Raw genomic sequence first — 22,700 nt, 5'->3', positions numbered from 1 at the left:
CGGCCCTGCGCCGTTAAGCTGCCGACATGGCCGGCAGGTGGAACGCTCTGGGGAAGCAGTTGGGGATCGTGGCTAAGGAGCAGGGTTCCCAGCTCGTCCGACAGCAGGCCCCGAAGTTGATCGGGCGGATGCGGAAATCGTCGATGTGGGATCGCGCGGTACAGGCGGTGACGACGCCGAAGCCGGGACCGGGGGTATCGGTGCGCCCGACCTCGTCGGCGGGTGTGCCGTCGCGGGACCGCGCACGGCAGATCGTCTACAGCCCGCAACTGGACGGCCGCGCCGATCCGGGCGAGATCGTGTGGACCTGGGTCCCCTACGAGGAGGACCCGAACAATGGCAAGGACCGCCCGGTCCTGGTCGTCGGCCGCGAACGCGACACCCTGCTCGGCCTGATGCTCTCCTCGAATGCCGACCACGCCCACCACTCGAACTGGGTGGGCATCGGCGACGGCCCCTGGGATCACGCGGGCCGCCCCAGCTGGGTGCGCCTGGACCGCGTCCTCGACGTCCCGGAGGCGGGCATCCGCCGCGAGGGCGCCATCGTCCCGCGCAAGACCTTCGATCTGGTCGCACACCGGTTGTGCGCGGAGTACCACTGGTACTGACCCGACCGATCGCTGACGACTATTCGACGCCAACCGAATTCCGGTCGATTCCGCTTGACGATCGGCCGGTGCGGCCCGACACTCGGTCCGTGCGGGCGGGAGATGTGTTCGCGGGCTTTCGCATCGAACGCAAGCTCGGCGCCGGGGGTATGGGCTCGGTATATCTGGCGCGGTATCCGCGATTGCCGAAACTGACCGCGCTGAAGGTGCTGTCGGAGGCGACCAGTTCCGACGACGAGTTCCGGGCCCGCTTCCTGCGCGAAGCCGAACTCGCCTCCCGGCTGGCGCATCCCAATTCGGAATCGCCCGCGCCATGGGCGAAGCCACGGCGCTCACCGCCGCCGGTGAGGTACTGGCCACGGTCGGCTACGCCGCTCCGGAACAACTACAGGGCGACCCGCTCGATCACCGGGTGGATGTCTACGCCCTCGGCGCGACGCTCTACCAATTGCTGACGGGCACAACCCCGTTCCCCCGGTCGACGCCCGCCGCGGTCATGCACGCGCATCTGACCGAAGCGCCGCCGCGGCCGAGCGCCGCCGATCCCGCACTGCCGCAAGCGATCGATCGGGTCATCGCCCGCGCCATGGCCAAGGAGCCCGCCGAGCGCTATCAGAGCTGCGGTGATCTGGCCGCCGCCGCGGGCGCGGCGCTGCGCGGGGAACCGGTGTTCACCCTCGCCCCACGACGTCTGCCCGGGACGCGGCTGGTCACCGCGGTGGCCGGGCTTGCGCTCGCCCTGGTGATCGGGACCACCGCCGTCGCACTGACCGGCTCGGAGGACTCCGATACCGCCACTGCGCCAACCACATCCGCCGCGCCGACCACCGATGACTCGGGTCCCTGGGGTGTGGTCGGATTCGTCACCGCGGCCTTCCCCGAACTGCTCCCGCCCACCCCGGTCAGCAGCGGGCATGGCGGATTGTGGTGTGATCTCAAATCTCTCGACAGCAACGCCAATGCCCCCCTCGATGTCCGGACCGAGCAGGTCTTCCTGGTCTGCAGCAGTGATGGCGATCCGGTCGACATGATCTGGGTGAACTGCCTGACCAGCAGACTGTCTTGGCCGGAGCGGCAATGGCCGTTCACCACACAGGTGGGCGATGAGCAGTGGAGTCGTCCGTCCGGCACGGGCCGCATCCTGTGGGGCGATTACACCCGCAACGGCTTATCGGAGGGCCAGCTCCGCATCACATTCGACGACACGGCGCGAAGCTCCTGCGTCCTCACGGTATTCGCGGCCAACTTCTCTGGTCAGCAACTGCGCGACAACTGGTGGCCCGATGCTCCGATCTAGGCGTCTCCCGCTCATTACGCTGGCTTGCGGCGCGGCCCTGATCCTGATCGCCGGATTGCTCTGGGACGGCCGGATCGTGCCCGGGACCGCGGTCACGGCCGATATCGCGCTCGACACCTTGGATTTCGGGGACTACGGCGCCGAGCCGGTGCCCGAGCCGCGCAATGACAGCGAGAAATACAGCCGGATCATCGAATCGGCACGGATGGCCGACGCGGTGGTCAGCCCCTATGACATCGAGGACGGTCTGCGCGTCCGGATTTCCTCCGTGTTGCCCAAGCCCAGCGATACCGTCGGCTTCCTGGCCGCCGTAGCCAAGCCGATCCTGGCGAAGCACGGCATGCTGGCCGGTTATACGACGCTCGGCGATCAAGGTTGCGTGGTGCGCCCATGTCCCCAGATCGGGACGTCCCGCTCGGTGCGGATCACGGTCGTGCGCCTACCCGACGAGACGGCCGCGCGCAGCGCGGCCGCCGAGATCGAAGCGGCGGATTTCGCGGTCAGCCCCGACAATGTCGCGGTAGCCATCTCCGGATACCCGGCGGCCCTGGGCCATTGGCGGCCTTCGGTGCCGACACTGGGCATTACGCTCGCGCACGGACCGTTCGTCGTCGTGCTCTTCGTCACCCATCCGACCACCGACCTCGCCGAGTTGACGGGCCTGGCCGGTAAGGCGCTGGCCGCCCAGATTCCCGTGCTGGATCGGTTCGCTCCGACACCCACGACGGCTTTCCGCACCCTGCCGTTCGACCCGGAGGGCATGCTGCGACGCATCGTCCCGGGCCGCAGCGGGCAATGGTCCTATCCGTACATCACCCGGTTCCAGTCGGTCGACCGGCAAGCCGGCTGGGGCGTTGCGGTCGAGGCGAGCGGGGTGGTCTACGGCCCGACCGGATCCGGGCTCCATCTGCACCTCGCGGCGGTCAAGGAACTGGTCGACGCCGGTGAGATGGAACGGCTCGCCGTCCTCGATCGGCGCACGCTGATCCGGTTCCGGGATGCCGCCGCCACTCGGCGTTTCGCCGCCGGAGAGGCCGTGACCACCGGGCGGCAGACCGTGATGGCTCGTCCGCCGGTTCCGGACACCACCTGCCATCGACTGGACGACATCGTGCCGAAGTACTACTGCGTCGTCCATGTCGACCGCTACGTGGCGGTACTGGACGCGATGGACGAGAAATCCGCGCATCAGATCGCCGCGGCTCAGTACGCCCTGCTCGTACGGAACAGGTAGGGGCGCATGCGAATACTCGGACCGGGTGCGCTGGTGGCCGGATATCGCATCGAACGCCGACTCGGCACCGGTGGTTCGGGCAGCGTGTATCTGGCCCGGCATCCCCGCCTGCCGCGCCACGACGCGCTCAAGGTGTTGTCCCGCGCGGCCGACGACGAGTTCCGGATGCGCTTCCTGCGCGAGGCGGAGCTGGCCGGGCGGCTCGACCATCCGAATATCGTGAGCATCTACGATTGCGGCGACGACGGCGAATTGCTGTGGATCGCCATGCAATTCGTCGACGGCTACGACGCCGCGCAACTGCTCCGGCAGCAGCCGGGCGGACTGCCCGCCGAACGCGCGGTCACCATCGTGACCGACGCGGCGCGCGGGCTCGACCAGGCGCATCGGGCCGGACTGCTGCACCGCGACGTGAAGCCCGCCAATCTCCTCATCGAGCCCGGCGGCGCCGGACCGGATCGGGTACTGGTCGCCGATTTCGGCATCGCGCGGGCGACAACCGAATCCGCCGCGCTGACCGCCGCGGGCAAGGTGCTGGCCACGCTGGCTTACGCCGCGCCCGAGCAGATCGGCGGCGGGCACCTCGATCAGCGCACCGATGTGTACGCCCTCGGCGGCACGCTGTACCAATTGCTCACCGGTGCGGCGCCTTTCCCCCGCGAAACGGCGGCCGCGGTCATGCATGCCCACCTCGCCGCGCCGCGTCCGCGGCCCAGCGCGGCCGTGGCGAGGCTGCCGCGCGGATTCGACACCGTGATCGCCCGGGCCATGGCGGTGAATCCGGAAGAGCGCTACCGCAGTTGCGGTGAACTGGCCGAGGCAGCCAGCGCGGCCCTGCGCGGCGAATTGGCCGGACCGAGGGCGGAACCCCGGAGCGGGCTACGGACCCTGGCGCTCCCGCGGCCGACCCCGGCGCCCCGGCGACGGCGCATCGCGGTCCTCATCGTCACGGTGGCGACGGTTGCCGCGCTCATCGCCGGATTTCTCCTCACCCGGCCCGACGGCTCGCCGCGGAATACCGCCGACGACCCCGTCACCACCACGAACACACCGGAATCTCCCTGGGGCGCCTACGGCTTCATCGTCGAAACCTTTCCGGAGCTACTGCCCGCGACACCGTCCGGCCGGGGGCATCACAACTACCGCTGCTCCGCCTCCGACAACAGCAACAATGCCGTCGCCATGGACACCGCGCTGGAACAGCCCGTGCTGGTCTGCGCGGCGGACGACGAGGCGATCTGGGTGACCTGCAATACCGATCGCTCCCCCATGCCCGCACTCGAGCACTCCAACACCACCGAGGGCGGCGAGACCTGGTCCCGCGCCACCGGAACCGGCCAGTTGTCCTGGATGACCTTCGACAGTCACAGCGGGAAACGGGGGCGGCTCGACATCCGCTTCGACGGTGCGCGCGAGTTCTGCAAGCTACGGGTCACCGGGGCCGATTCCGGCCGCGCACTCTTCGACCAGTGGTGGCCGACGGCCCCTGTCTAGCTAGGACCGGTTGATGAACGAGGACAAGACATTCCGGCGTCGTGCCCGCCGGTCGGCGACGGTCGCGACCGCGGTCCTGCTGCTGGCCGGACTGCTCGGCGGATGCGATACCGCCGTCATCGCGGGCACCGCGCGGGTCGCCACCCCGGACGTGGACGCATTGGATGCGGGCGCCTGGCAGACCACCCCGCCCGCCGTACCGCCCAATGACAACGACACCCATGGTCGCGTCATCGAATCCGCGCGCCTGGGTGAGGCCGTGGCCCATCCGCGGGATATCGATCCCGCCCTCGCCTACGGCGGTTCCATCCTGCTGCCCTCGGCGGGCCGTACCTCGGTCCTCGCGCCCGAGATCGCGCTCGAACCGGTGGCCACCCACGCCATGATCGCCGGATACAGCGTCGTCGGCGTCGATGGCGAGACGGTGCCGGTGATCGGCCAGGCCAAAGCCATGCGGCTCACGGTGCTGCGCTTCCGCGACGAGAGCATCGCCGCGAGCGCAGCGCGGGAAATCGCCGCGGCTGCGGTCGCTCGCAATACGGATAGCGTCGCCCTGAGCATTCCCGGATACGCGACGGCGTACAGCCACTGGCAGCCACAGGTTCCCGTCGCGACGACGACGGTGGCCTACCGGTCCTACGTCATCGTGGTGTACGTGATGGATCGCGCGCCGGATGCGGCGGCGCTGGGCGCATTGACCGGGGCCGCCCTCACCGCCGAGCTACCGCTCCTGGACGCGTTCCAGGCCACGCCGCCGGACGAACTCTCCGCGCTACCCCTGGACGGCGACGATATGCTGCGGCGGCTACTGCATCCCGACAGCACCAAGTGGCCTTACCCACTGGCGATTTCGAGTGGCCGCACCGAGGCCCCGTGGTCGGGCCAGCTGCCCGGAACCGGCGTCGTCTACGGTCCGCGCGGCCTCGGACATCTGTTCAGCCACGGGCCCGAGAGCGGCGATCAGGACAAGTTCAGCGATGAGGCCGAGCGTGTGGCCTTCATCGGCATGTGGTGGCTGGTGCGCACCTCCGACGCGATACACGCCCGGCGACTGCATCTGCGCTGGGTCACGTCCGCCAACGCCCGACACGACTCCGTGGCCGCACCGGAGAACATCCCCGACGCCGCGTGTTTCCGGCAGCGGGAAGTCCGCGACGCACAGCGCAATACCCGGTTCTTCTGCCACGTCCTCGACGGCCGGTACTGGGCGGTGGTGGCGGCCGCCGATGAGCAGACCATGCGGCAGCGGGCCGCCGCCCAGTACGCGCTGCTGGTGAACAGCCGCTAGCTGACCATGTTTCGGGAGCGGCCGAACATGAGCCCGTAGACCAGGCTGCCCAGGACGCCGCCGATCAGCGGGAAGACGATGAACACCCACAGCTGGGCGGGGGCGCCGTCCTGGAAGAAGGCCACGGCGATACTGCGGGCCGGGTTCACCGAGGTGTTGTCGACCGGGATCGAGATGAGGTGGATGACCGCGAGGGTGATGCCGATGGACAGGCCCGCCAGGGGGACGTCGGATAGCTGATCGGTGGAGGCCAGGACCACGAAGACCAGCAGGGCGGTGAGGATGACCTCCACGGTGATGGCGGCGGCCAGGCCGTAGCCGTTGACGGTGATGCCGCCGAGTTCGATCTTCGAGGGGCTGTGCGCGCCCCAGCCGTTCGCGCCGAGACCGTCACGAGCCCGGTTGTAGGAGGGCAGGTTCTGGGCGATGGCGTAGATGGCGACACCGCTGAGCAGGCCGCCGACGATCTGCGCCAGCGCGTAGGCCCCGGCGTGCGCGGCCGAGATGCGGCCGAGCAGGAACTGGCCGACCGTGACCGCCGGATTCACATGGCAGCCCGAGATCGGTCCGATGGCGTAGACCAGGAACAACAGGGTGAATCCGAAGGCCAGGGCGACGCCGAGCGCGCCGACCCTGTCACCGGCCAGCACCGCGGTGCCCACACCGCCGAATACCAGCACGAAGGTGCCGAAACCCTCGGCGAACAGCTTCCGGCCGAGCGAAATCGGTTCCAGCTCCGAGAGTTCTTCGACGACTTCCTGCGCTGTGGGAGACATCAGCCACCTTCCCGGTTTGTCCCGCCCTATAGCGGAGAGCACCTGTGTTCTGCTGAATCACGCATCACGCGAGCCGAGTGATCTCCACCACCACTTCGAGATCCGTCGAGCCGCTTCCGCTGAAGATACCTTTCAGAGGCGGCACATCCGCGTAATCACGGCCCACCCCAACGGAAACGTGTTGTTCGGTCACCGGAATATTGTTGGTCGGGTCGTAGCCCCACCATTGGCCCGTCCACGCCTCCACCCAGGCGTGCATCTGCCCGGCCACGGTGCGCCCGACATCGGCGACGGGATCGGGATGCAGATAGCCGGAGACGTAGCGGCTGGGAATCCCCATGCCGCGCAACAGCAGCAGGGTCAGGTGCGCGTAGTCCTGGCACACCCCGCGGCGTTCGGCGAAGGCCTCCACCGCCGAGGTGTGCACCGAGGTGGTCCCGGCCAGGTAGTCCATTTCGCGATGCACCCATTCCGCGCCGCGCACAACGGCTTTGGCGGGCGGCACGCCGCGGGCGAGCCGACGGGCGATGGGCGCGAGTCGGCGCTCGCGCGGCACATAGTCGGTGGGGGTGAGCAGTTCGTCGAAGCGGTCGGCCAAGGCGTCCGCGCGCAACTCCTCCCAGGGCAGCTCCTCGGACGGGCCCGCGAACGGCTCGGTCTCCACCACCGAGGCGCTGGTGACCTCCAGTTCGGTGTGCGGGGCGTGCAGGTCGAAGGCGGTGACGGTGGTGCCCCAGTAGTCGGTGTAGCAGTAGGAGCGGGTCGAGGGCACGGTGTCGACCCGATTGAGGATCACGTTCTGTCTGCTGTCGGCGCGCGGGGACAGGCGCACCTCGTTGAAGGACCGGGTGACCGGCGCGTCGTAGACATATCCGGTGGTGTGCACCACCCGCATGCGCCAGCTCATAGTTGCTCCTGCACCTGGAAGTTGTTGCGCCCGTGCAGGCCCGTCCAGGCCACCCAGGATTCGGCGTGGAAATACTGCAGCGCCACCGCCTCCCCCACTTCACGGCAGGTCTCCTGGAGCCAGAGCAGGCGACTGGGCAGGTCCTCGAGCAGCACCAGTGAGGGCAGGAACTCCAGTTCGCTGCGGGCCCGGCCCAGCAGCCGATGGGCCTCGTGACGGGCGGCGAACCGGCTGTTGGGGCGTTGATCGAGTTCTTGCAGGCAGGCTTCGGCGACGCGCAGGGAATGGAAGACCGAACGCGGGAAAAGCCGGTCCAGCAGGATGAATTCGGCGATTTGATTGGCGTCCAGGACCCCGCGGTGAGTGCGCAGATAGGGGTCGTGCGCCCCGGCGGAGCGCAGCACGGTCACCCACACCGGGGAGGAGGTGCGATCACCGGCGCGGGAAAGGAGAAGGCGCACAGTCATATCGACGCGTTCGATGGATCTGCCCAGCAGCAGGAATCGATAACCGTCGTCGCGACTCAATGTGGAATCGGACAGGCCGCCGAACATGGCGGCGCGATCGGTGATGTAGTGGCAGAACTCGTGCGGGCCCAGCGCGCGGGCGGCGCGCTCGGCGGCCGCCAGCCCGTTGTAGGTCGCATTGAGGCATTCCAACATTTCCGTGGAGGTGACTTCTCTTGCGCCTCTGGCATTCTCGCGCGCTCTGCTGATGGAATCGACAATGGATCCGCCGTGCTCGCGGCCGAATGCCACGAGTTCGGTCACCGACCAGACTTCGAGTTCCTCCTCGGGCGGTTCGATGCCGAGCACGGTGAGCAGTACCCGGGAGGTGCGATCCGGATCGACGGTCGCGTCCTCGAGCAATTGGTGTACCGCGACATCCAGGATGCGCGCCGTGTATTCGGCGCGTTCGATATAGCGGCCGATCCAGAAAAGGGATTCGGCATTGCGCGCCAACATGATTCGAACCACCTAACGCTGTCTTTCACCTGCCGTGCATGCGCCGTTGCTATTGCCGTGGTCGGTTGTGTCGTGCTTACTGCTGTTGTTGATTCGCCCGGCCGGGCGTGGGTTCCCGCGACTGATCCCGTTCGCGGGTGATGTGTAGTTCACTGACCAGTTGTTCCCCGGCCAGCTCACGTTGCTCCACCGAGGTGTGCGGGGCCAGCACCCAGGTGTCCTTGCTGCCGCCGCCCTGACTGGAATTCACCACCAGGGAACCATCCGGGAGCGCCACGCGGGTCAATCCCCCTGGCAGCACCCAGATGTCGTCGCCGTCATTGACGGCGAAGGGGCGCAGGTCCACATGCCGGGGCGAGAGTCGCCCGCCGATCTTGCTGGGCACCGTGGACAGCTGCACCACCGGCTGGGCGATCCAGCCGCGCGGATCGGCGCGCACCTTGCGGCGGACGGCGTCGAGTTCCTTCTGAGTGGCGTCGGGGCCGATGACGATGCCGTAGCCGCCGGAGCCCTCGACGGGTTTCACCACCAGCTCGGCCACCCGGTCGAGCACCTCGTCGCGTTCGCCGGGCTCCCAGCAGCGATACGAATCGACATTGGGCAGTACGGGTTTCTCACCCAGGTAGTACTCGATGAAGGCGGGCACGTAGGTGTAGATGAGCTTGTCGTCGCCCACCCCGTTGCCGACCGCATTGGCCAGCACCACCGTGCCCGCGCGGGCGGCGTTCAGGATGCCCGCGACGCCGAGCATGGAGTCGGGCCGGAACTGCATGGGGTCCAGGAAGGTGTCGTCGATGCGCCGGTAGATGACGTCGACCTGCCGTTCGCCCGCCGTGGTGCGCATGTAGACGACATTGTCGCGGCAGAACAGGTCGCGGCCCTCGACCAACTCCACGCCCATCTGCCGGGCCAGCAGCGAATGCTCGAAGTAGGCGGAGTTGTAGACGCCCGGGGTGAGCACCACGACGGTCGGATCGGCCTCGTTCGGCGCGGCGGCGGCGCGCAGGGCGCGCAGCAGATGGGTCGGATAGTCGCCGACGGCGCGCACCCGGTGCGAGGCGAACAGGTCCGGGAAGACGCGCGCCATGGTGCGGCGGTTCTCCATCACATAGGAGACCCCCGACGGGGAGCGCAGATTGTCCTCGAGGACCCGGAAGTCGCCGTGCTCGTCGCGAATCAGATCGATGCCCGCGACGTGGATGCGGACGCCATTGGGCGGGACCAGGCCGGTGGCCTCGCGGTGGAAGTGGGCGCAGGAGGTGACGAGCCGTTTGGGGATGACCTGATCGCGCAGGATGGTCTGCTCGCCGTACACATCGGCGAGGAACGCCTCGAGGGCGCGCACCCGCTGTTTGATGCCGCGCTCGAGTTTGGTCCATTCGGTGGCGGCGATCACCCGGGGCACCAGGTCGAGCGGGAACGGCCGCTCCTGCCCGGACAGCGAGAAGGTGATGCCCTGATCCACGAAGGCGCGGGCCAAGGCTTCGGCGCGCGCCGCCAGATCCGCCGCGTCGATGGTGGACAGGGCGGCGTGAATGCCCCGGTAGGCCGCGCGCGGTTTTCCGGACGGATCGAACATTTCGTCGTATGCCCGGTCGTAGCGGCCGGGTCCGTACCCCGTGAAGGCCCCGATCCTCGCATCCTCGATGTCGGTGCGGCCGATCGATGCTGGAACGGCCGCGGCCGTTCGGGCGGCTGCGGCGGGAGTCATGCAAAAATGGTCCATCACGCAGGGGCAACACGGTGTTGGACCGGGATAAATTTCTGGTTTCAGCCCCATCGCGGACAGGGGCGATTTCATACCCCGGCGTGTTCCCTGGTAACCTCGATCGTCGGTGCGGCGCTACGCCCTCTCGTAGTGCGCACGAAAGACTTTTATCCCGGTTAAACCACCAAGCGAAGGAACACGAGGAAACAGGCGTGGCCAACATCAAGTCCCAGATGAAGCGGATCCGCACCAACGAGCTTGCGCGTCAGCGCAACCAGTCGGTCAAGTCCGCGCTGCGCACCTCGATCCGCAAGTTCCGCGAGGCCGCTACGGCGGGCGAGAAGGACAAGGCGCTCGAGCTGATGCGTGACGCGAGCCAGAGCCTGGACAAGGCTGCCTCGAAGGGCGTCATCCACGCCAACCAGGCCGCCAACAAGAAGTCGGCGCTGTCGCTGGCTTTCAACAAGCTCGGCTGATTTACCCCGGTAATCGCCGGACTTCATGCTTTACAACCGCCGTGGCCACGATGACCACGGCGGTTTTGTCGTATCTGCCGTGAACCCGCTGTGAACTGGCCGACGATGCACTTGCCGAGTCGAGCCGTTCGCAGCAGGATGGCTGCGAAACGTCGGGGGCAATCGGAGAACACGTTTGTTGGGAGTTGCTTTGCTTCGTAGAAATTCGTCCTGGAGTCGGGCCGCGGTGGCGGCCGGTGCGGTGGCCGTCGTGCTGAGCACCGGGGTCGGTACGGCTGCCGCGCGGCCGATCGGGCCGTTCGAGGTGGGCGGGGCCATCGAGGCGGAGTACGACCGGGCCGGTGGGCCGGGCGTCTTCGGCGATCCGGTGGGGCCGGAGCTGGATGCGGCGGGCGGGGGCAAGAAGCAGGAGTTCGCCAACAGCATCTCGATCTATTGGACGCCCGCGACCGATGCGCATGCCGTCGGCGGAGCGATTCGCGAGAAGTGGAACACCCTGGGCACGGAGTCCGGCGCACTGAAGTACCCGACCGCGGATGAGGGCGCGACCGCCAAGCCCGGCCGCTTCCAGACCTTCCAGGGCGGTTCGGTGTACTGGTCGCTGGGCACCGCCGCGCACGCGCTCACCGGTGTGGTCCTGCAGAAGTACGGTGAGATCGGCTGGGAGAACAGCCCGCTGGGCTTCCCGATCACCGATGTCGCCAAAACCACCAAGGAGAGCGGTTTCTATGCGCTCTTCGAAGGCGGCGCCGTCTACTCCACCCAGAAGGCCGGTACCCATGTGATCTGGGGTTCCATCCGCGACGAGTGGGTGCGCAATGGCGCGGAGAACGGCCGCTACGGCTTCCCCACCAGCGATGAATACGACTACCAGGGCGGTAAGGCCCAGGACTTCCAGGGCGGCAAGCTCACCTGGTCGCCGTAGTCGATCCGAATGAACTCGCGAGGCCCTCGACCACACGTGGTCGAGGGCCTCGTTCTTTGCAGGTCGTCGGGGCCGGGTCGCTCGATCAGGCGGAGCGCAGGTCGAGGATTTGCGCGAGGGCGTGCTCGAGCGCGTAGTTGGTGTCTGCCGCACCGCCCTTGACATCGGCATTGAGGGCGGCGACCACTTGCAGGGCCTGGCCTATGGAAGCGGCGGTCCAGCCTCGGGATTGGGCCTGGGCCTTCTTCACCTTCCAGGGCGGCATGCCGAGATCGCCCGCCATCTTGAACGGGTCGCCGCGCCCGGCCGAGCCGACCCGGGCAATGGTGTGCACCGAATCGGCGAGGGCGTCGGCCAGCAGGACGGCGGGCACCCCGCGGTCCGTGGCCCAGCGCAGCGCTTCCATGGCGGCCGGGCGATCGCCCGCGACCGCCAGATCGGCCACGTCGAAGCCGGAGACCTCGGCCTTGCCGGAGTAGTACCGGTGCACCGCCGCGAGATCCACCTTGCCGCCGGTATCGGCCACCAACTGTGAACTGGCCGCGGCCAGTTCGCGCAGGTCGGAGCCGATCGCCTCGATCAGCGCCTGCACCACATCGGCGGACACGCGCACGTTCTGGGCTCGGAACTCATTGCGCACGAACTCGACTCGCTCACCGCCCTTGCTGACCTTGGCGCAGTTGTGCACCACCGCGCCGAGCTTCTGCAATGCCGGTGCGAGGGCCTTGGCGCGCCCGCCCCCGGTATGCAGCACCACCAGCACGACACCGTCGGGCGGCGAAGCCGCGGCATCTTGAATCACCGACACCGCGTCTTTCCCGGCCTCGGCGGCGGACTCCAGCACGATCACCCGGTCCTCCGCGAACAGTGACGGGCTGAGCAGCTCGGCCAGCTCCGCCGTGCTCGCATCCCCCGCCCGCATCCGGTCCACCGGCATCGAATCCGGTTCCGAGGTGGCGGCCCGCGCCTGTGCGGTAATCGCCGATATCGCCCGCTCGATCAGCAGTTCCTCTTCACCGAGCACGAGATGCAGGGGCGCGGGTCGTTGGCTCACACAGCGATCCTACGAGCCGCCTCCGACACCGGGCCGCTCGGATCGCGCGGGTCGGCGGCGGGCGGGTTCTCGCCCATGAGATGTTCGCGGCCCCAGGCCTCCAGCGGGAGCAGGGCATTGTTGAGCAGTTCGCCCAGCGGGGTCAGCGAGTACTCGACGCGCGGGATCAGCTCGTCGTAGACCTCGCGGTGGACGATGCCGTCGGCCTCGAGTTCGCGGAGCTGGGTGGTGAGCACCTTCTCGGAGACGCCCGGCACCTGACGGCGTAGCTCGCCGAAGCGGTGCGGGCGTTCGCTCAGCGGCCAGAGGATCATCATCTTCCACTTGCCGTTGAGGACCGACAGAGTGGCGTCGAGCCCGCAGGTGTACGCGCCCGGTCTGCGTGTGATTGGCACCACTGCCCCTTTCCGCTGCCTGTTTTCTTACCCGGAGGTGCGTACCCACTTCCATGTGCGTACTTGAGCGGCCCCGGATGCGACGCCAAGAGTAGCGTTCATGTCAGTTCATTCGAAGAAGTCGCTCACCGTCCTCGGCCTCGGCGATATGGGGTCGGCCCTGATTCGCTCGTGGCTCGCCGCCGGATATGCCGTCACCGTCTGGAATCGAAGTGCCCGAACGGTTCCCGAGGGTGCGGCGCTCGCCGCCACGGCGGGCGCGGCCGTCGCCGCGAACTCGCTCGTGGTGGTGTGCCTGCTCGACGATGCCTCGGTGCGCGCGACGCTGGACAGCGTCGACCTGACCGGCCGCGACGTCGTCAACCTGACCACCGGCACCCCGGCCGAGGCGCGGGCGTTGTCCGAATGGATCGCCGCGCGTGGCGGGCGCTTCCTGGATGGCGGAATCATGGCCGTTCCCTCCATGATCGGCGTCGCCGGGTCCGGCGCGTATGTCTTCTACAGCGGATCGCCCGAGGCGCACGAAGCACATGCCGAAGCGCTGGCCGTTCCCGCCGGTGTCACCTATGTGGGCGCGGACGCCGGATTCGCGGCGCTCTACGCTATGGCCCTGCTCAGCGGCATGTGGGGCATGTTCGCCGGCGCCGCACACGCTTTCGCCTTGATCGGCAGGGAGAACATCTCCCCGGTGGAGTTCGCGCCCCTGCTGGTCGGCTACCAGCAGGCGATGGCCGCCTACGCCTACGGCACCGCCGCCCAATTGGAGAGCGGGGACTACGCCGAGGGGGTCGAGTCGAATCTCTCCATGATGGCCACGACGAACGGGACACTGCTGCGCACCGCCGCCGAACAGGGCGTCAGTCCGGAACTGCTCACCCCCTTCATGGCGCTCATGGATCGCCGCGTCGCCGAGGGCGGCGGTAAGGAGTCGACCACCGGCGTCGTGGATCTTCTCCGCCACTAGCGATCGCCTCCCTTCGTTCGCGCCGCACGTAATTCGAAGGCCAGCAGCACCACTGTGCAGGCGACCGCGGCAACCAGCCCCGAACGAATTCCGGTCGGCAGCGCGATCGACGCGCCGAGGGCGGCGGCACGTTCGGAGACCGTCAGCAGCCACCACAGCGGCGGGGCGGTGCAATACAGCACCGGCTCCGCCAGTGGCGGCCACACCGAGGCCAGGGCCGCACCGAGCGCGCCCAGCACGGTGATCGGCGCGATCACCGGAGCCACCAGCACATTGGCCACAATGGCGACCAGGCTCAACCGCCCGGTCGACGCGACCACCATCGGCGTGGTGACCACGAAGGCCGCCGCCGAGATCGCGACCGCGTCCGCCACGCCACGCCACCACCCGTGTGCCCGAAGCCATTCCGACCATCCGGGCGCGACCAGCACCAGTCCCGGCGACCACCCGATGAGCCCGATCACCGCCGCGCACAGGGCCGGTAGCGCCTGCTTGCGCCGACCGGTGACCAATGCCAGCAGCGCTATCGCCCCCATGACCGCGGCCCGCAGTACGCTCGGCGACGGGCGCGCCAGCACCACGAACATCACCAGGGCGATCCCCGCCGCCACCGCTCCGACCCGCGGATCCACCGTCAGTACCCGCATCGAAAGCAGCACGGCCCCAAGCAGAATCGTGATATTTGCGCCGCTGACCGCGGTTAGTAGGTGTGCCAGTCCGGTCTCTCGGAAGTCCTTGCGCACCCGCTCCCCCAGCCGCGACGTATCCCCGACGACCAACCCCGGCAACAGTCCCGCCGCATCGTCCGGCAACGCCCGCCCGGCGGCGTCCGCGAAATCCGCCCGCGCCTGTCCCGCCGCCCGCTGCCACCACGACGCGCCCCCGACCCGGGCGGGCGGCCCGTCGGCCCGGAGCACGGCCACGGTCAGATCGGACCGCCACGGCCGGTCCACCCGAGCCCGCAGCGCCACCTCCTGCCCCGGCAACAGCGCGCCCCACCCGCTCACCGAGGCGAATACGACCACCGCCCCGCCCGCCCGCACCCGCACGCCGCCGTGCCGAAACTCGACGATCTCCCCGCGCATCACAACCTTCCGCCCACCGAACTTCCTGCCGCTCAGCACGTTCGGATCATCCACCGCCCGCACCGTCGCCCACACGTCCTCGCCCACCACCGCCCGCAATGGATGCGCCTGCACCCGATACTCCCGCCACGCCCCGCCACCCCGTACCCGGCACCGGCCAGCGCAGCGGCCACCAGCACGAGAACCAGTCCCCTCCACCGGTTCTCACGCCCACCGTCCCCGCCAGTCCGAATCACCCACCCCCACAACCCGATAGCCACCACCCCACCGCCACCCAAACCCCGGCCCGCCACCCCGCAACCACAGCCACAACCGTTGCGCCCCAACAACACACCGCCGCCGACACCAACCGCGCATCCAACACCTCCGAGAACTCGATCAATCCCCGCTCATCCGCCCCGCTCTCCTCCTCGCCACCCCGACCGGTCACCCCGCTCATGGCCCTGCCACCCGGGACCCAGGCACCACCACGTCACTACCCGGACGCTTGCCGCCCCGCTCCCCCCGCTCGATCGCGCTGAGCGCGCTGATCGCGCCGAAACCGTCTGCGCGCCAGTACCTGTCGTGGCGGCCCGCGCTGTCGGCGGTCCCTGTGCTGTCGGCGGTCATCGGCGCACCGCCCGGCGGAGCCAGGTTTGGGCCGCGGCGGCCAGAACCAACGGCGCACCCAGTACCTCTCGGGGATCCAGGAATCTCCAGGCCGGGCGGTCGGCCGACGCGGCTCCGGGGCATGGCGTGCGGGGTCGGCGTGCGGGCTTGCCGCGGGGATCGGGGTGTTCGCGGGTCATATGGTCACGACCTCTCGGAGGCGGGCGAGGCGGGCCGGGCCTATGCCTTCTATTTCGGTGAGTTGTTCTATGGCGGTGAACTTTCCGTGCTGGGTGCGCCAGGCGAGGATGGCGCGGGCCGTGATCGGGCCCACGCCCGGGAGGGTGTCCAGGTCGGCTTCGGTGGCGGTATTGAGGTTGACCTTGGCGGCTGGGATGCCGGAGGGGCGGGGACGGCCCGAGATCGGCGGGGTGGCAGGGGAATCGGCGGCGTTGACGACGGTGCTGCCGATCTGTTGCGGACGGGGTCCGCTCTTGCCGACGACTATTTGGTCGCCGTCGGAGAGTTGCTGGGCGAGGTTGAGGCCGGAGAGGTCGGCGTCGGGGTGTGGGACCGCGGCTCGGACGGCGTCGGCCACGCGGGCGCCGGGCGGGAAGCGGCGCAGGCCGCCGAATTCGACCATGCCGACCACGCTGACGACCACCTCCCCGGTGGCGGCGGGGTGGCCGTCCGGCGTGAGCGCGGAAGCGTCCCGGGGGCGGGCGGGGAGGTCGGGGGCCGAGGTGGTCGCGGCGGCCGGTGCGATTGGTGGAACCGCGTGCACCACCGGCTTTTCCCGCAGGGCGACAATGCCTGCCAGGACAACGGCGAGCGCTGCGACAACAGCGAGGACAACCGCGCCGCGCGGTCCCGGGTCCCAGCGGGAGCCGCGGAATCGGTCCGGCACCCATCGTTCGTGCCAGCTGGATGTGCGGGCGTGGGGTTCGGAAAGCCAGGTGGGAGTGGTCGATTCGCTCGGTTCAGGGACTCGGCGTACCGCGGGCCCGTCCGCGGAGTCCTCGTCCCAGCGCGGCGGGTGATCCGGGCCGGGGGTGAATTCCCTTGGGCCGTAGGCGCGTGCCGGATCGGTCAGGTCGTCGAGGCGGCGGCGGACCCGGGTGCGTTCGTCGATTCGTGGCATGGGGCGACGGTAGGACAGCGGGCAGGGTGGGCCGGGAGCGGCGACCTGGGGTTTCGGAAAGTCTGTGGATAAGCGGGGTGGTTGTGAAAATCTGACATTCGACCAGATAGTTCGTGCCACGAACTAAATCGTCCCGCCCCGGCCGTCCGCGAGGCGGTCGCGCGGGCCGGGTCCGCCGTCTAGCCGCAGCCGCCCGGAACCACCAGGGCGCCAACGGCTCCCATGCCGAGGTGGACGCCGAGGGTGGGGCCGAATTCGGCGATGATGAGTTCGCGGATGCCGGGGATGAGCTCGCGGAGCTGGTTGGCGATGGTGGTGGCGGCTTCTTCGGAGCCGAGGTGCTGGACTGCCACGGCTGCGCCGTCCTCGCCCGCGGCGTCCACCGCGGCGGCGATGAGTTTGGTGAAGGCCTTGGAGCGGGTGCGGGCCTTTTCGCGGAGTTCCAGACGGCCGTCCACGATTTGCAGGATCGGCTTGGTGACTAGTTCGGTGCCGAAGAAGGCGGCGGCGGTGCTGAGGCGGCCGCCGCGGCGGAGTTGTTCGGTGCGGTTGACGACTATGAAGGCGCGGCCGCGGGTGGCGGCGGCTACGGCGGAGTCGTAGACGACATCCAGGGGGGCGCCGGTGCGGGCGCGGCGGGCGGCGGCCAGGACGGGGAGGCCGGTGCCCAGGCCCGCGCTGAGGGAGTCGACCAGGCGGACCTTGTCGGCGGCGTCCATATCGCGGACGGCTTGGCGGCCCGCCTCCCAGGTGCCGGAGAGTTGGCGGGAGATGTGCACGGCGACAACACCGTCGCCGCCGCTCAGCTCGAGTGCGCGTTCGTAGGCGGCGCGCAAATCACCCGGTGACGCGGAGGAGGTGGTGACCGTGGACGAGCCGTAGTCGATATCGCAGGGGTCGATGCCCTCGCGGATCTCGCGATCGTCGACGAGGACGTGCAGCGGTACCGCGTGGATACCCAGATCCGCGGTGAGGTCGGCGGGGAGACTGGCCGACGAGTCGGTGACAACCACGACGGCCATCGGCTAGCCGACCTCCAGGGCGCGGACCGGACGATCAGGCCTCATGCAGTGCGGACCTCGTGGGCGGGACCTGGACTTCGGACAGCACCTTGACCATGGCGCGGGCGACTTCCTGATGCCCCTCCCAGCCCCAATGGATGCCGTCCGGGTTGGCCGGGCCGTTGAAGGCGTTGTCGCGCACGGCTGCACCGAGATCCACCAGGGGGACGGATTTGTCGGCGGCCCACCGCGACACGGCGCGCACCATGGGCTCACGGCCGGAATGGACACTCGCGTACGCATCGCACTTGTGCACGGAGGGCAGCACTCCCACGACCGGCAGTTCGGGCCGCAACTGCGCCAGCGAGTTCCGGGCCTGCTCGAGATAGTCGACGCTCACCGCGGGCGGCAGCGCCACCGGCCAGCCCAGCGGCGAGAGCCGCGGCTGCAGCCAGTTGTAGCCGTCGCGCACCCGGCGGCGCACCGAAGCCGGTCGCACATAGCGGATCAGCTCGCGCAGCGCGGTCGGCAACGGCGAGGGCAGCGAATCCATGCCGCCGGTCGCGAACACCACGGCCCCGGCGCGCGGCACGGCCGCCCACACTCGGGGGTCGCCGATCAGCGCCCAGTAGGCGTCGCGGCAGGTCCAGCCGATGCGGGCGATCAGCTCCACGTCCCAGTCCAGTTCGGCCGCAACGAGGTTCGGCCAGATCCCGGGATGGTCGGCGGGCAGCCCGCCCTTGGGCCCGAAGTAGGCCAGCGAGTCCGCGATGACCAAGAGGACCGGCTTGCTCCCGGAATCGGCGGAACTGTCAGAGGACATCCGGTGCTACTTTCGCCAGCGCATTCCATACATCGAGCCGCCAGGCGGGCTGTTCGATGCTCGGACCGTGGCTGCTGAGCTGCACCCAGCTGGTATTGGCGAGCCCGCCGAGGACCGGCCAATGCTGGTGCGGGAGATCGAGAACCGCCGCGGTCAGCGCCGCGATGAGCCCGCCGTGCGCAACCAGCATGATAGTACGGCCCGGCCAGTCCCCGCGCTCGGCCAGCAGCTCCTGCACCACGGGCAGGGCGCGCAGGCCGACCTCGATCTTGGATTCGCCGCCGGGCGGGGTGAAGGTGGGGTCCAGCCGCCACGCCTTGCGCGCCCCCGGGTACTGGGCGTCCACCTCGAGGTGGTTCATGCCCTCCCATTGGCCGAGGCTGGTTTCGCGCAGTCGCACATCGGTGACCACCGGCATGGCGGCGTGATCGGCGACGGCGAGCGCGGTCTCGTGGGCGCGCTTGAGGTCCGAGGACGCGATGTGAATGAGGTCGTCGCACGCCATATCGCGGGCGCAGTCCTTGGCCTGTTTGCGGCCGACGTCATTGAGTTCGACGTCGATCTGCCCCTGCATGCGGTCGGAGGCATTCCATTCGGTCTGCCCGTGGCGCAACAGGATCAACCGCCGGACGCCCGGATGCTTCTTGCTCACTACGCTTCTCCGGCCTCGTCGTCCCCGGCCTCGGCGCGCGGATCGCCCAGCCCCTCGATGGGCACCTGCGGGCAGTCCTTCCACAGCCGCTCCAGGCCGTAGAAGTCGCGCTCGTCATTGTGCTGGATGTGGATTACGATCTCGATGTAGTCGAGCAGCGCCCAGCGGCCCTCGCGGGTGCCCTCGCGGCGTACCGGCTTGTATCCGGCCTCGCGCAGCTTCTCCTCGACATTGTCGACGATCGCATTGACCTGACGCTCGTTCGGCGCGGAGGCGATGACGAAGCAGTCGGTGATGACCAGCTGCTCGGAGACGTCCAGCACCACCACATCCGAGGCCAGCTTCTCGTCGGCCGCCAATGCGGCCACCGTTGCCATCTTCAAAGCTTCGACGGATGCGCTCACCCTGCTGCTACCTTCCCGTTGCTTCCCAGCCCGTACAGGTGCCGTTTCGATATGTATTGCACGACCCCGTCGGGGACGAGGTACCACACCGGTCTGCCTTCGCCTGCCCGCCGCCGGCATTCGCTGGAGGAGATCGCCAGGGCCGGAATCTCGACCATGGTGACCGTGCCTTCCGGGTAATCGCGGATGTGGTCGGCCAGATGGTCGATATTCAATTCGTACCCCGGACGGCTGACTCCGACGAATTTCGCCAGTTCGAACAGTTCCGACCAATCCTGCCAGGTGAGGATGCTGGCCAGCGCGTCGGCACCGGTGATGAAGTACAAATCCGCGTCGGGATGCTGTTCCCGCAGTTCACGCAGGGTGTCGACGGTGTAGGTGTCCTTGCCGCGGTCCACGTCGGCGCGGCTGACGGAGAACCGCGGATTGGAGGCGGTGGCGATGACCGTCATGAGATAGCGGTCCTCGGCCGGGCTCACGGTCCGATCCGCCTTCTGCCAGGGCTGCCCGGTCGGCACGAAGATCACTTCATCCAGGTCGAACCGATGCGCGACCTCACTGGCCGCCACCAGGTGACCGTGGTGGATGGGATCGAAGGTGCCGCCCATCACCCCCAGCTTGCGGCGCCTTGTCGTATGCACGAAAAGCGAGCTTACCGGGGGCTAACGAGCACTCGACGCTGGGCGCGTCGGCACCAGACGCGGGATGCTGTCACAGATCGAAAGGCAACAACTGGAAGGCCGGACCGTACGCGAGTGGTTGAACCATGCGGAAGTGTCGCTCATCCAGAGTGAAGATCCGCACGGTGTGATACTTCTGGGCCAGAACGACATTCATGCAGTCCGCAATTCCCAGGGAATGATCCGCGTAACGCGTATTGATGTTGATTGCGGTAGCGATGTCCGCCTCGTCGCTGGGAGCGAGGCGATACGCGCCGCTCACAACGTCCGACAGAAACCGGTTCGCCGTTGCCACCCCGAATCTCGTGGTCAGCAAGTAGTCGGTCTCGGTGACAACCATGTGCGACACGATCAGCGGTTCATCGACCCCGGACACAACCTTGACACACTCCGCGTGATGATCCGCGCCGGTATCGATCGAGGCGAGGATCCCACTGGTATCGGCAATGATCATTCACCGAACCCACGCATCTCTTGGGATGCCCGGACAGCCCACTGCGGATCGCCGCTATCGGCGTACCCGGTGGCCGGTCGCGGGCCACGAGAGCGCCGCAAGGGAATCACCGCGGCAATGGGCTCGCCACGCTCGGTGATCGTGAGCGTCTCACCGGCTTTGACACGGGCGAGGATCTGACTGGTGTGATGAGTCAATTCCCGGACAGGCACTTCGTCCGGCGGATTCGGCGAAGGAGCACTCATGTGACCACAATACCAATTGTGGTGGCCACTTGCCGGTGTTTGCGCCAGCCCCCCAGCATTACACCGTTTGGATTTCGGCAGCTCTGCTCAGATCGGTAGCAGCCGCCCGACCACCGCGGTGAGCTGGCGGGCATTGCGGCATTCGTGCATCTCGACGATCTCGGCGTACTTGTTGGCGGCGGAATCGCCGGTGCCCCACATCTTCTCGGCCTCCGGGTTGAGCCAGTAGGCGTGCTTGGCGACGCCGACCAGGCGTTGCAGGGTGGCCAGGGCCGGGTCGCGGTAGTTGGTGCGGGCGTCGCCGAGAATGAGCAGGGAGCTGCGGCTGGTGACGGCGTCGGGCCAGTTCTCGGCGAAGCTCTCGATGGCGGAGCCGTAGTCGGAGTGGCCTTCGATGCCGACCACGGTGGATTCGGTGAAGATGCGCTTGGTGATCTGGTCCAGCGGGGTGGTGGCGTCGAAGAGGCGGGTGACCTCGTCCACGCGGTCCACGAAGGCGAAGATCCGGACGCGGGAGAACTGTTCGCGCAGGGCGTTCACCAGGACCATGGTGAAGCTGGAGAATCCGGCCACCGAGCCCGAGATATCGCACACCAGCACCAGGTCGGGGCGGCCGGGGCGGGGCTTGCGGGTCACCAGGTTGATCGGGACGCCGCCGGTGGACATGGATTTGCGCAGGGTCTTGCGCAGGTCGATCTCGCCGCGGCGGGCGCGACGGCGGCGAGAGGCCAGGCGGGAGGCCAGGATTCGGGCCAGGCGCTGGCTGCTGCGGCGCAGTTCGTCGAGTTCGTTCTGCGAGATGCGCAGGAAGTCGGCGTCCTCGGCCTGGCGGGCGACGCCGTAGGTGGCGACGCGATCGCGGCCGATGCGCTCGGCCACCCGGCGGCGGGTCTCGGCCTCCACGGTGAGCCGGAAGTCCTTGATGCGCTGGCGCGCCGCGCGCCGGTTGACCTCGGTGTCGAAGTCGGAATTATCCATGCACTGCGCCAACCCGGCGAGGATCTTGCTCACCAGAATGTCGGGCTGGAGGTCCTTGAGCGTCTGATACGCGGAGAAGGACGGCCCGCCCGCCGCCTGGTACTGGCCCATCTGCTCGACCATCTGCGCGGCCAGGGCCTGCAACTGCTGGGCCTGCTCCCCGGAGGGATCCTGCATGAGCAGTTCGGCCAGCATCTTGCGCAGCTCGATAATGTCGACCGAACCATCGGGCCGGTGCGGGATTTCGACATCCTCGGCCCCGATGCGCTCGCCGAGAGCGGGCGGGAACCACAGGTCGAACATGCCGTCGAAGGTGGCGCGCTGGGTGGTGCGGCGCAGCAGCGCGCAGGCCAGGCCCTCGCGCAGCGCTTCGCGATCCATCAGATCCAGGACGGTGAGAACCTGTCCGGCATCGACGGTTTCGGAGGGCCCGACCGGAATTCCCCTGGCGCGCAGCGCTTCCACGAAGGCCACCAGATGTCCCGACAGCCCGTGCACGGCCGTGGACTCGGGCAGTTCGGACTTGGGTGCGGACGCACCCAAGGTCACGGCCCGCAT

Annotated in this window: 24 protein-coding genes; 8 read left to right on the top strand and 16 right to left on the bottom strand. The window is 68.5% G+C overall.

All coding sequences use genetic code 11. The features are described from left to right. Positions 1-26 precede the first annotated feature (26 nt). The 5 genes from NC4_RS28785 to NC4_RS28765 all read left to right on the top strand — a co-directional run bounded on the left by NC4_RS28785 (position 27) and on the right by NC4_RS28765 (position 5,921). A complete protein-coding gene (locus NC4_RS28785) occupies positions 27-608 on the top strand; it encodes a type II toxin-antitoxin system PemK/MazF family toxin (RefSeq protein ID WP_067544402.1) in 582 nt (193 codons plus the stop codon). Between the two features lie 313 nt (positions 609-921). Next, on the top strand, positions 922-1,905 hold the full coding sequence (locus tag NC4_RS28780; protein WP_067544400.1) for a protein kinase domain-containing protein: 984 nt from the start codon (positions 922-924) through the stop codon (positions 1,903-1,905). Then, entirely contained in the window at positions 1,892-3,139 is a 1,248-nt protein-coding gene (locus tag NC4_RS28775; RefSeq protein ID WP_157555279.1) for a DUF7373 family lipoprotein, read from the top strand. The genes NC4_RS28780 and NC4_RS28775 overlap by 14 nt, the downstream gene beginning before the upstream one ends. A gap of 6 nt (positions 3,140-3,145) precedes the next feature. Beyond that, positions 3,146-4,633, top strand: coding sequence for a serine/threonine-protein kinase (locus tag NC4_RS28770; RefSeq protein WP_067544396.1), 1,488 nt, complete (start codon positions 3,146-3,148; stop codon positions 4,631-4,633). A 13-nt stretch (positions 4,634-4,646) separates the two neighbouring features. After that, entirely contained in the window at positions 4,647-5,921 is a 1,275-nt protein-coding gene (locus tag NC4_RS28765) for a DUF7373 family lipoprotein (RefSeq protein ID WP_067544394.1), read from the top strand. Here the strand turns inward: NC4_RS28765 and NC4_RS28760 are convergent. The 4 genes from NC4_RS28760 to NC4_RS28745 all read right to left on the bottom strand — a co-directional run bounded on the left by NC4_RS28760 (position 5,918) and on the right by NC4_RS28745 (position 10,280). Beyond that, positions 5,918-6,697: an aquaporin gene (locus NC4_RS28760; protein WP_067544392.1), complete on the bottom strand. Its 780-nt coding sequence runs from the start codon at positions 6,695-6,697 to the stop codon at positions 5,918-5,920. The genes NC4_RS28765 and NC4_RS28760 overlap by 4 nt on opposite strands. A gap of 64 nt (positions 6,698-6,761) precedes the next feature. After that, complete coding sequence (locus tag NC4_RS28755) at positions 6,762-7,604, bottom strand: transglutaminase family protein (protein WP_084529865.1); 843 nt, start codon at positions 7,602-7,604, stop codon at positions 6,762-6,764. Beyond that, a complete protein-coding gene (locus tag NC4_RS28750; RefSeq protein ID WP_067544390.1) occupies positions 7,601-8,569 on the bottom strand; it encodes an alpha-E domain-containing protein in 969 nt (322 codons plus the stop codon). The genes NC4_RS28755 and NC4_RS28750 overlap by 4 nt, the downstream gene beginning before the upstream one ends. A 76-nt stretch (positions 8,570-8,645) precedes the next feature. Next, positions 8,646-10,280 (bottom strand): circularly permuted type 2 ATP-grasp protein, encoded by a 1,635-nt coding sequence (locus NC4_RS28745; RefSeq protein WP_084529864.1) that lies wholly within the window; start codon positions 10,278-10,280, stop codon positions 8,646-8,648. Between the two features lie 209 nt (positions 10,281-10,489). Here NC4_RS28745 and rpsT point away from each other — a divergent pair, with 209 nt between their 5' ends. Both rpsT and NC4_RS28735 read left to right on the top strand, forming a co-directional pair. Beyond that, positions 10,490-10,753: a 30S ribosomal protein S20 gene (rpsT, locus tag NC4_RS28740; protein WP_067544387.1), complete on the top strand. Its 264-nt coding sequence runs from the start codon at positions 10,490-10,492 to the stop codon at positions 10,751-10,753. A 190-nt stretch (positions 10,754-10,943) separates the two neighbouring features. Beyond that, positions 10,944-11,678: an LGFP repeat-containing protein gene (locus NC4_RS28735; protein ID WP_067544385.1), complete on the top strand. Its 735-nt coding sequence runs from the start codon at positions 10,944-10,946 to the stop codon at positions 11,676-11,678. An 85-nt stretch (positions 11,679-11,763) separates the two neighbouring features. On the opposite strand, the gene holA is transcribed toward NC4_RS28735, so the two are convergent. Together holA and NC4_RS28725 are read right to left on the bottom strand one after the other, a co-directional pair. Beyond that, the gene (gene holA / locus NC4_RS28730; RefSeq protein ID WP_067544382.1) at positions 11,764-12,732 is read right to left on the bottom strand and encodes a DNA polymerase III subunit delta; all 969 of its coding nucleotides are present in this window, start codon (positions 12,730-12,732) and stop codon (positions 11,764-11,766) included. Next, positions 12,729-13,121: a winged helix-turn-helix transcriptional regulator gene (locus NC4_RS28725; protein WP_067544790.1), complete on the bottom strand. Its 393-nt coding sequence runs from the start codon at positions 13,119-13,121 to the stop codon at positions 12,729-12,731. The genes holA and NC4_RS28725 overlap by 4 nt, the downstream gene beginning before the upstream one ends. Before the next feature lie 106 nt (positions 13,122-13,227). On the opposite strand from NC4_RS28725, the gene NC4_RS28720 reads away from it, so the two are divergent. Continuing rightward, positions 13,228-14,091 (top strand): NAD(P)-dependent oxidoreductase, encoded by an 864-nt coding sequence (locus tag NC4_RS28720; RefSeq protein ID WP_067544381.1) that lies wholly within the window; start codon positions 13,228-13,230, stop codon positions 14,089-14,091. Here NC4_RS28720 and NC4_RS28715 read toward each other — a convergent pair. From NC4_RS28715 to NC4_RS28675, 10 genes are all read right to left on the bottom strand, one after another. Beyond that, positions 14,088-15,290, bottom strand: a complete 1,203-nt coding sequence (locus NC4_RS28715) for a ComEC/Rec2 family competence protein (RefSeq protein ID WP_157555277.1) — start codon at positions 15,288-15,290, stop codon at positions 14,088-14,090. The genes NC4_RS28720 and NC4_RS28715 overlap by 4 nt on opposite strands. A 670-nt stretch (positions 15,291-15,960) precedes the next feature. Then, positions 15,961-16,905, bottom strand: coding sequence for a ComEA family DNA-binding protein (locus tag NC4_RS28710; protein ID WP_157555276.1), 945 nt, complete (start codon positions 16,903-16,905; stop codon positions 15,961-15,963). A 179-nt stretch (positions 16,906-17,084) separates the two neighbouring features. After that, positions 17,085-17,927, bottom strand: coding sequence for a DegV family protein (locus tag NC4_RS28705; RefSeq protein ID WP_067544378.1), 843 nt, complete (start codon positions 17,925-17,927; stop codon positions 17,085-17,087). 34 nt (positions 17,928-17,961) lie between these two features. Then, on the bottom strand, positions 17,962-18,729 hold the full coding sequence (gene octT / locus NC4_RS28700; protein WP_067544377.1) for a diglucosylglycerate octanoyltransferase: 768 nt from the start codon (positions 18,727-18,729) through the stop codon (positions 17,962-17,964). Next, positions 18,719-19,381 carry a histidine phosphatase family protein gene (locus NC4_RS28695; RefSeq protein ID WP_067544375.1) on the bottom strand — a complete coding sequence of 221 codons (663 nt, stop codon included), beginning with the start codon at positions 19,379-19,381 and terminating at the stop codon, positions 18,719-18,721. The genes octT and NC4_RS28695 overlap by 11 nt, the downstream gene beginning before the upstream one ends. Next, positions 19,381-19,785, bottom strand: a complete 405-nt coding sequence (gene rsfS, locus NC4_RS28690) for a ribosome silencing factor (protein ID WP_067544373.1) — start codon at positions 19,783-19,785, stop codon at positions 19,381-19,383. Before rsfS ends, NC4_RS28695 begins: the two co-directional genes overlap by 1 nt. Beyond that, positions 19,782-20,426, bottom strand: a complete 645-nt coding sequence (gene nadD / locus NC4_RS28685; protein ID WP_439957565.1) for a nicotinate-nucleotide adenylyltransferase — start codon at positions 20,424-20,426, stop codon at positions 19,782-19,784. Before nadD ends, rsfS begins: the two co-directional genes overlap by 4 nt. A 70-nt stretch (positions 20,427-20,496) precedes the next feature. Continuing rightward, complete coding sequence (locus tag NC4_RS28680; RefSeq protein ID WP_084529863.1) at positions 20,497-20,919, bottom strand: type II toxin-antitoxin system VapC family toxin; 423 nt, start codon at positions 20,917-20,919, stop codon at positions 20,497-20,499. After that, on the bottom strand, positions 20,916-21,164 hold the full coding sequence (locus NC4_RS39450) for a type II toxin-antitoxin system Phd/YefM family antitoxin (protein WP_084529862.1): 249 nt from the start codon (positions 21,162-21,164) through the stop codon (positions 20,916-20,918). The genes NC4_RS28680 and NC4_RS39450 overlap by 4 nt, the downstream gene beginning before the upstream one ends. An 87-nt stretch (positions 21,165-21,251) precedes the next feature. Beyond that, complete coding sequence (locus NC4_RS28675; protein WP_067544786.1) at positions 21,252-22,700, bottom strand: vWA domain-containing protein; 1,449 nt, start codon at positions 22,698-22,700, stop codon at positions 21,252-21,254.

It is taken from the genome of Nocardia crassostreae (assembly GCF_001613405.1).
In the GTDB taxonomy this organism is placed as follows: Bacteria; Actinomycetota; Actinomycetes; order Mycobacteriales; family Mycobacteriaceae; genus Nocardia; species Nocardia crassostreae.
The sequence above is the reverse complement of the archived record's forward strand: the minus strand, read 5'-3'. Positions and strand labels throughout refer to the sequence as shown.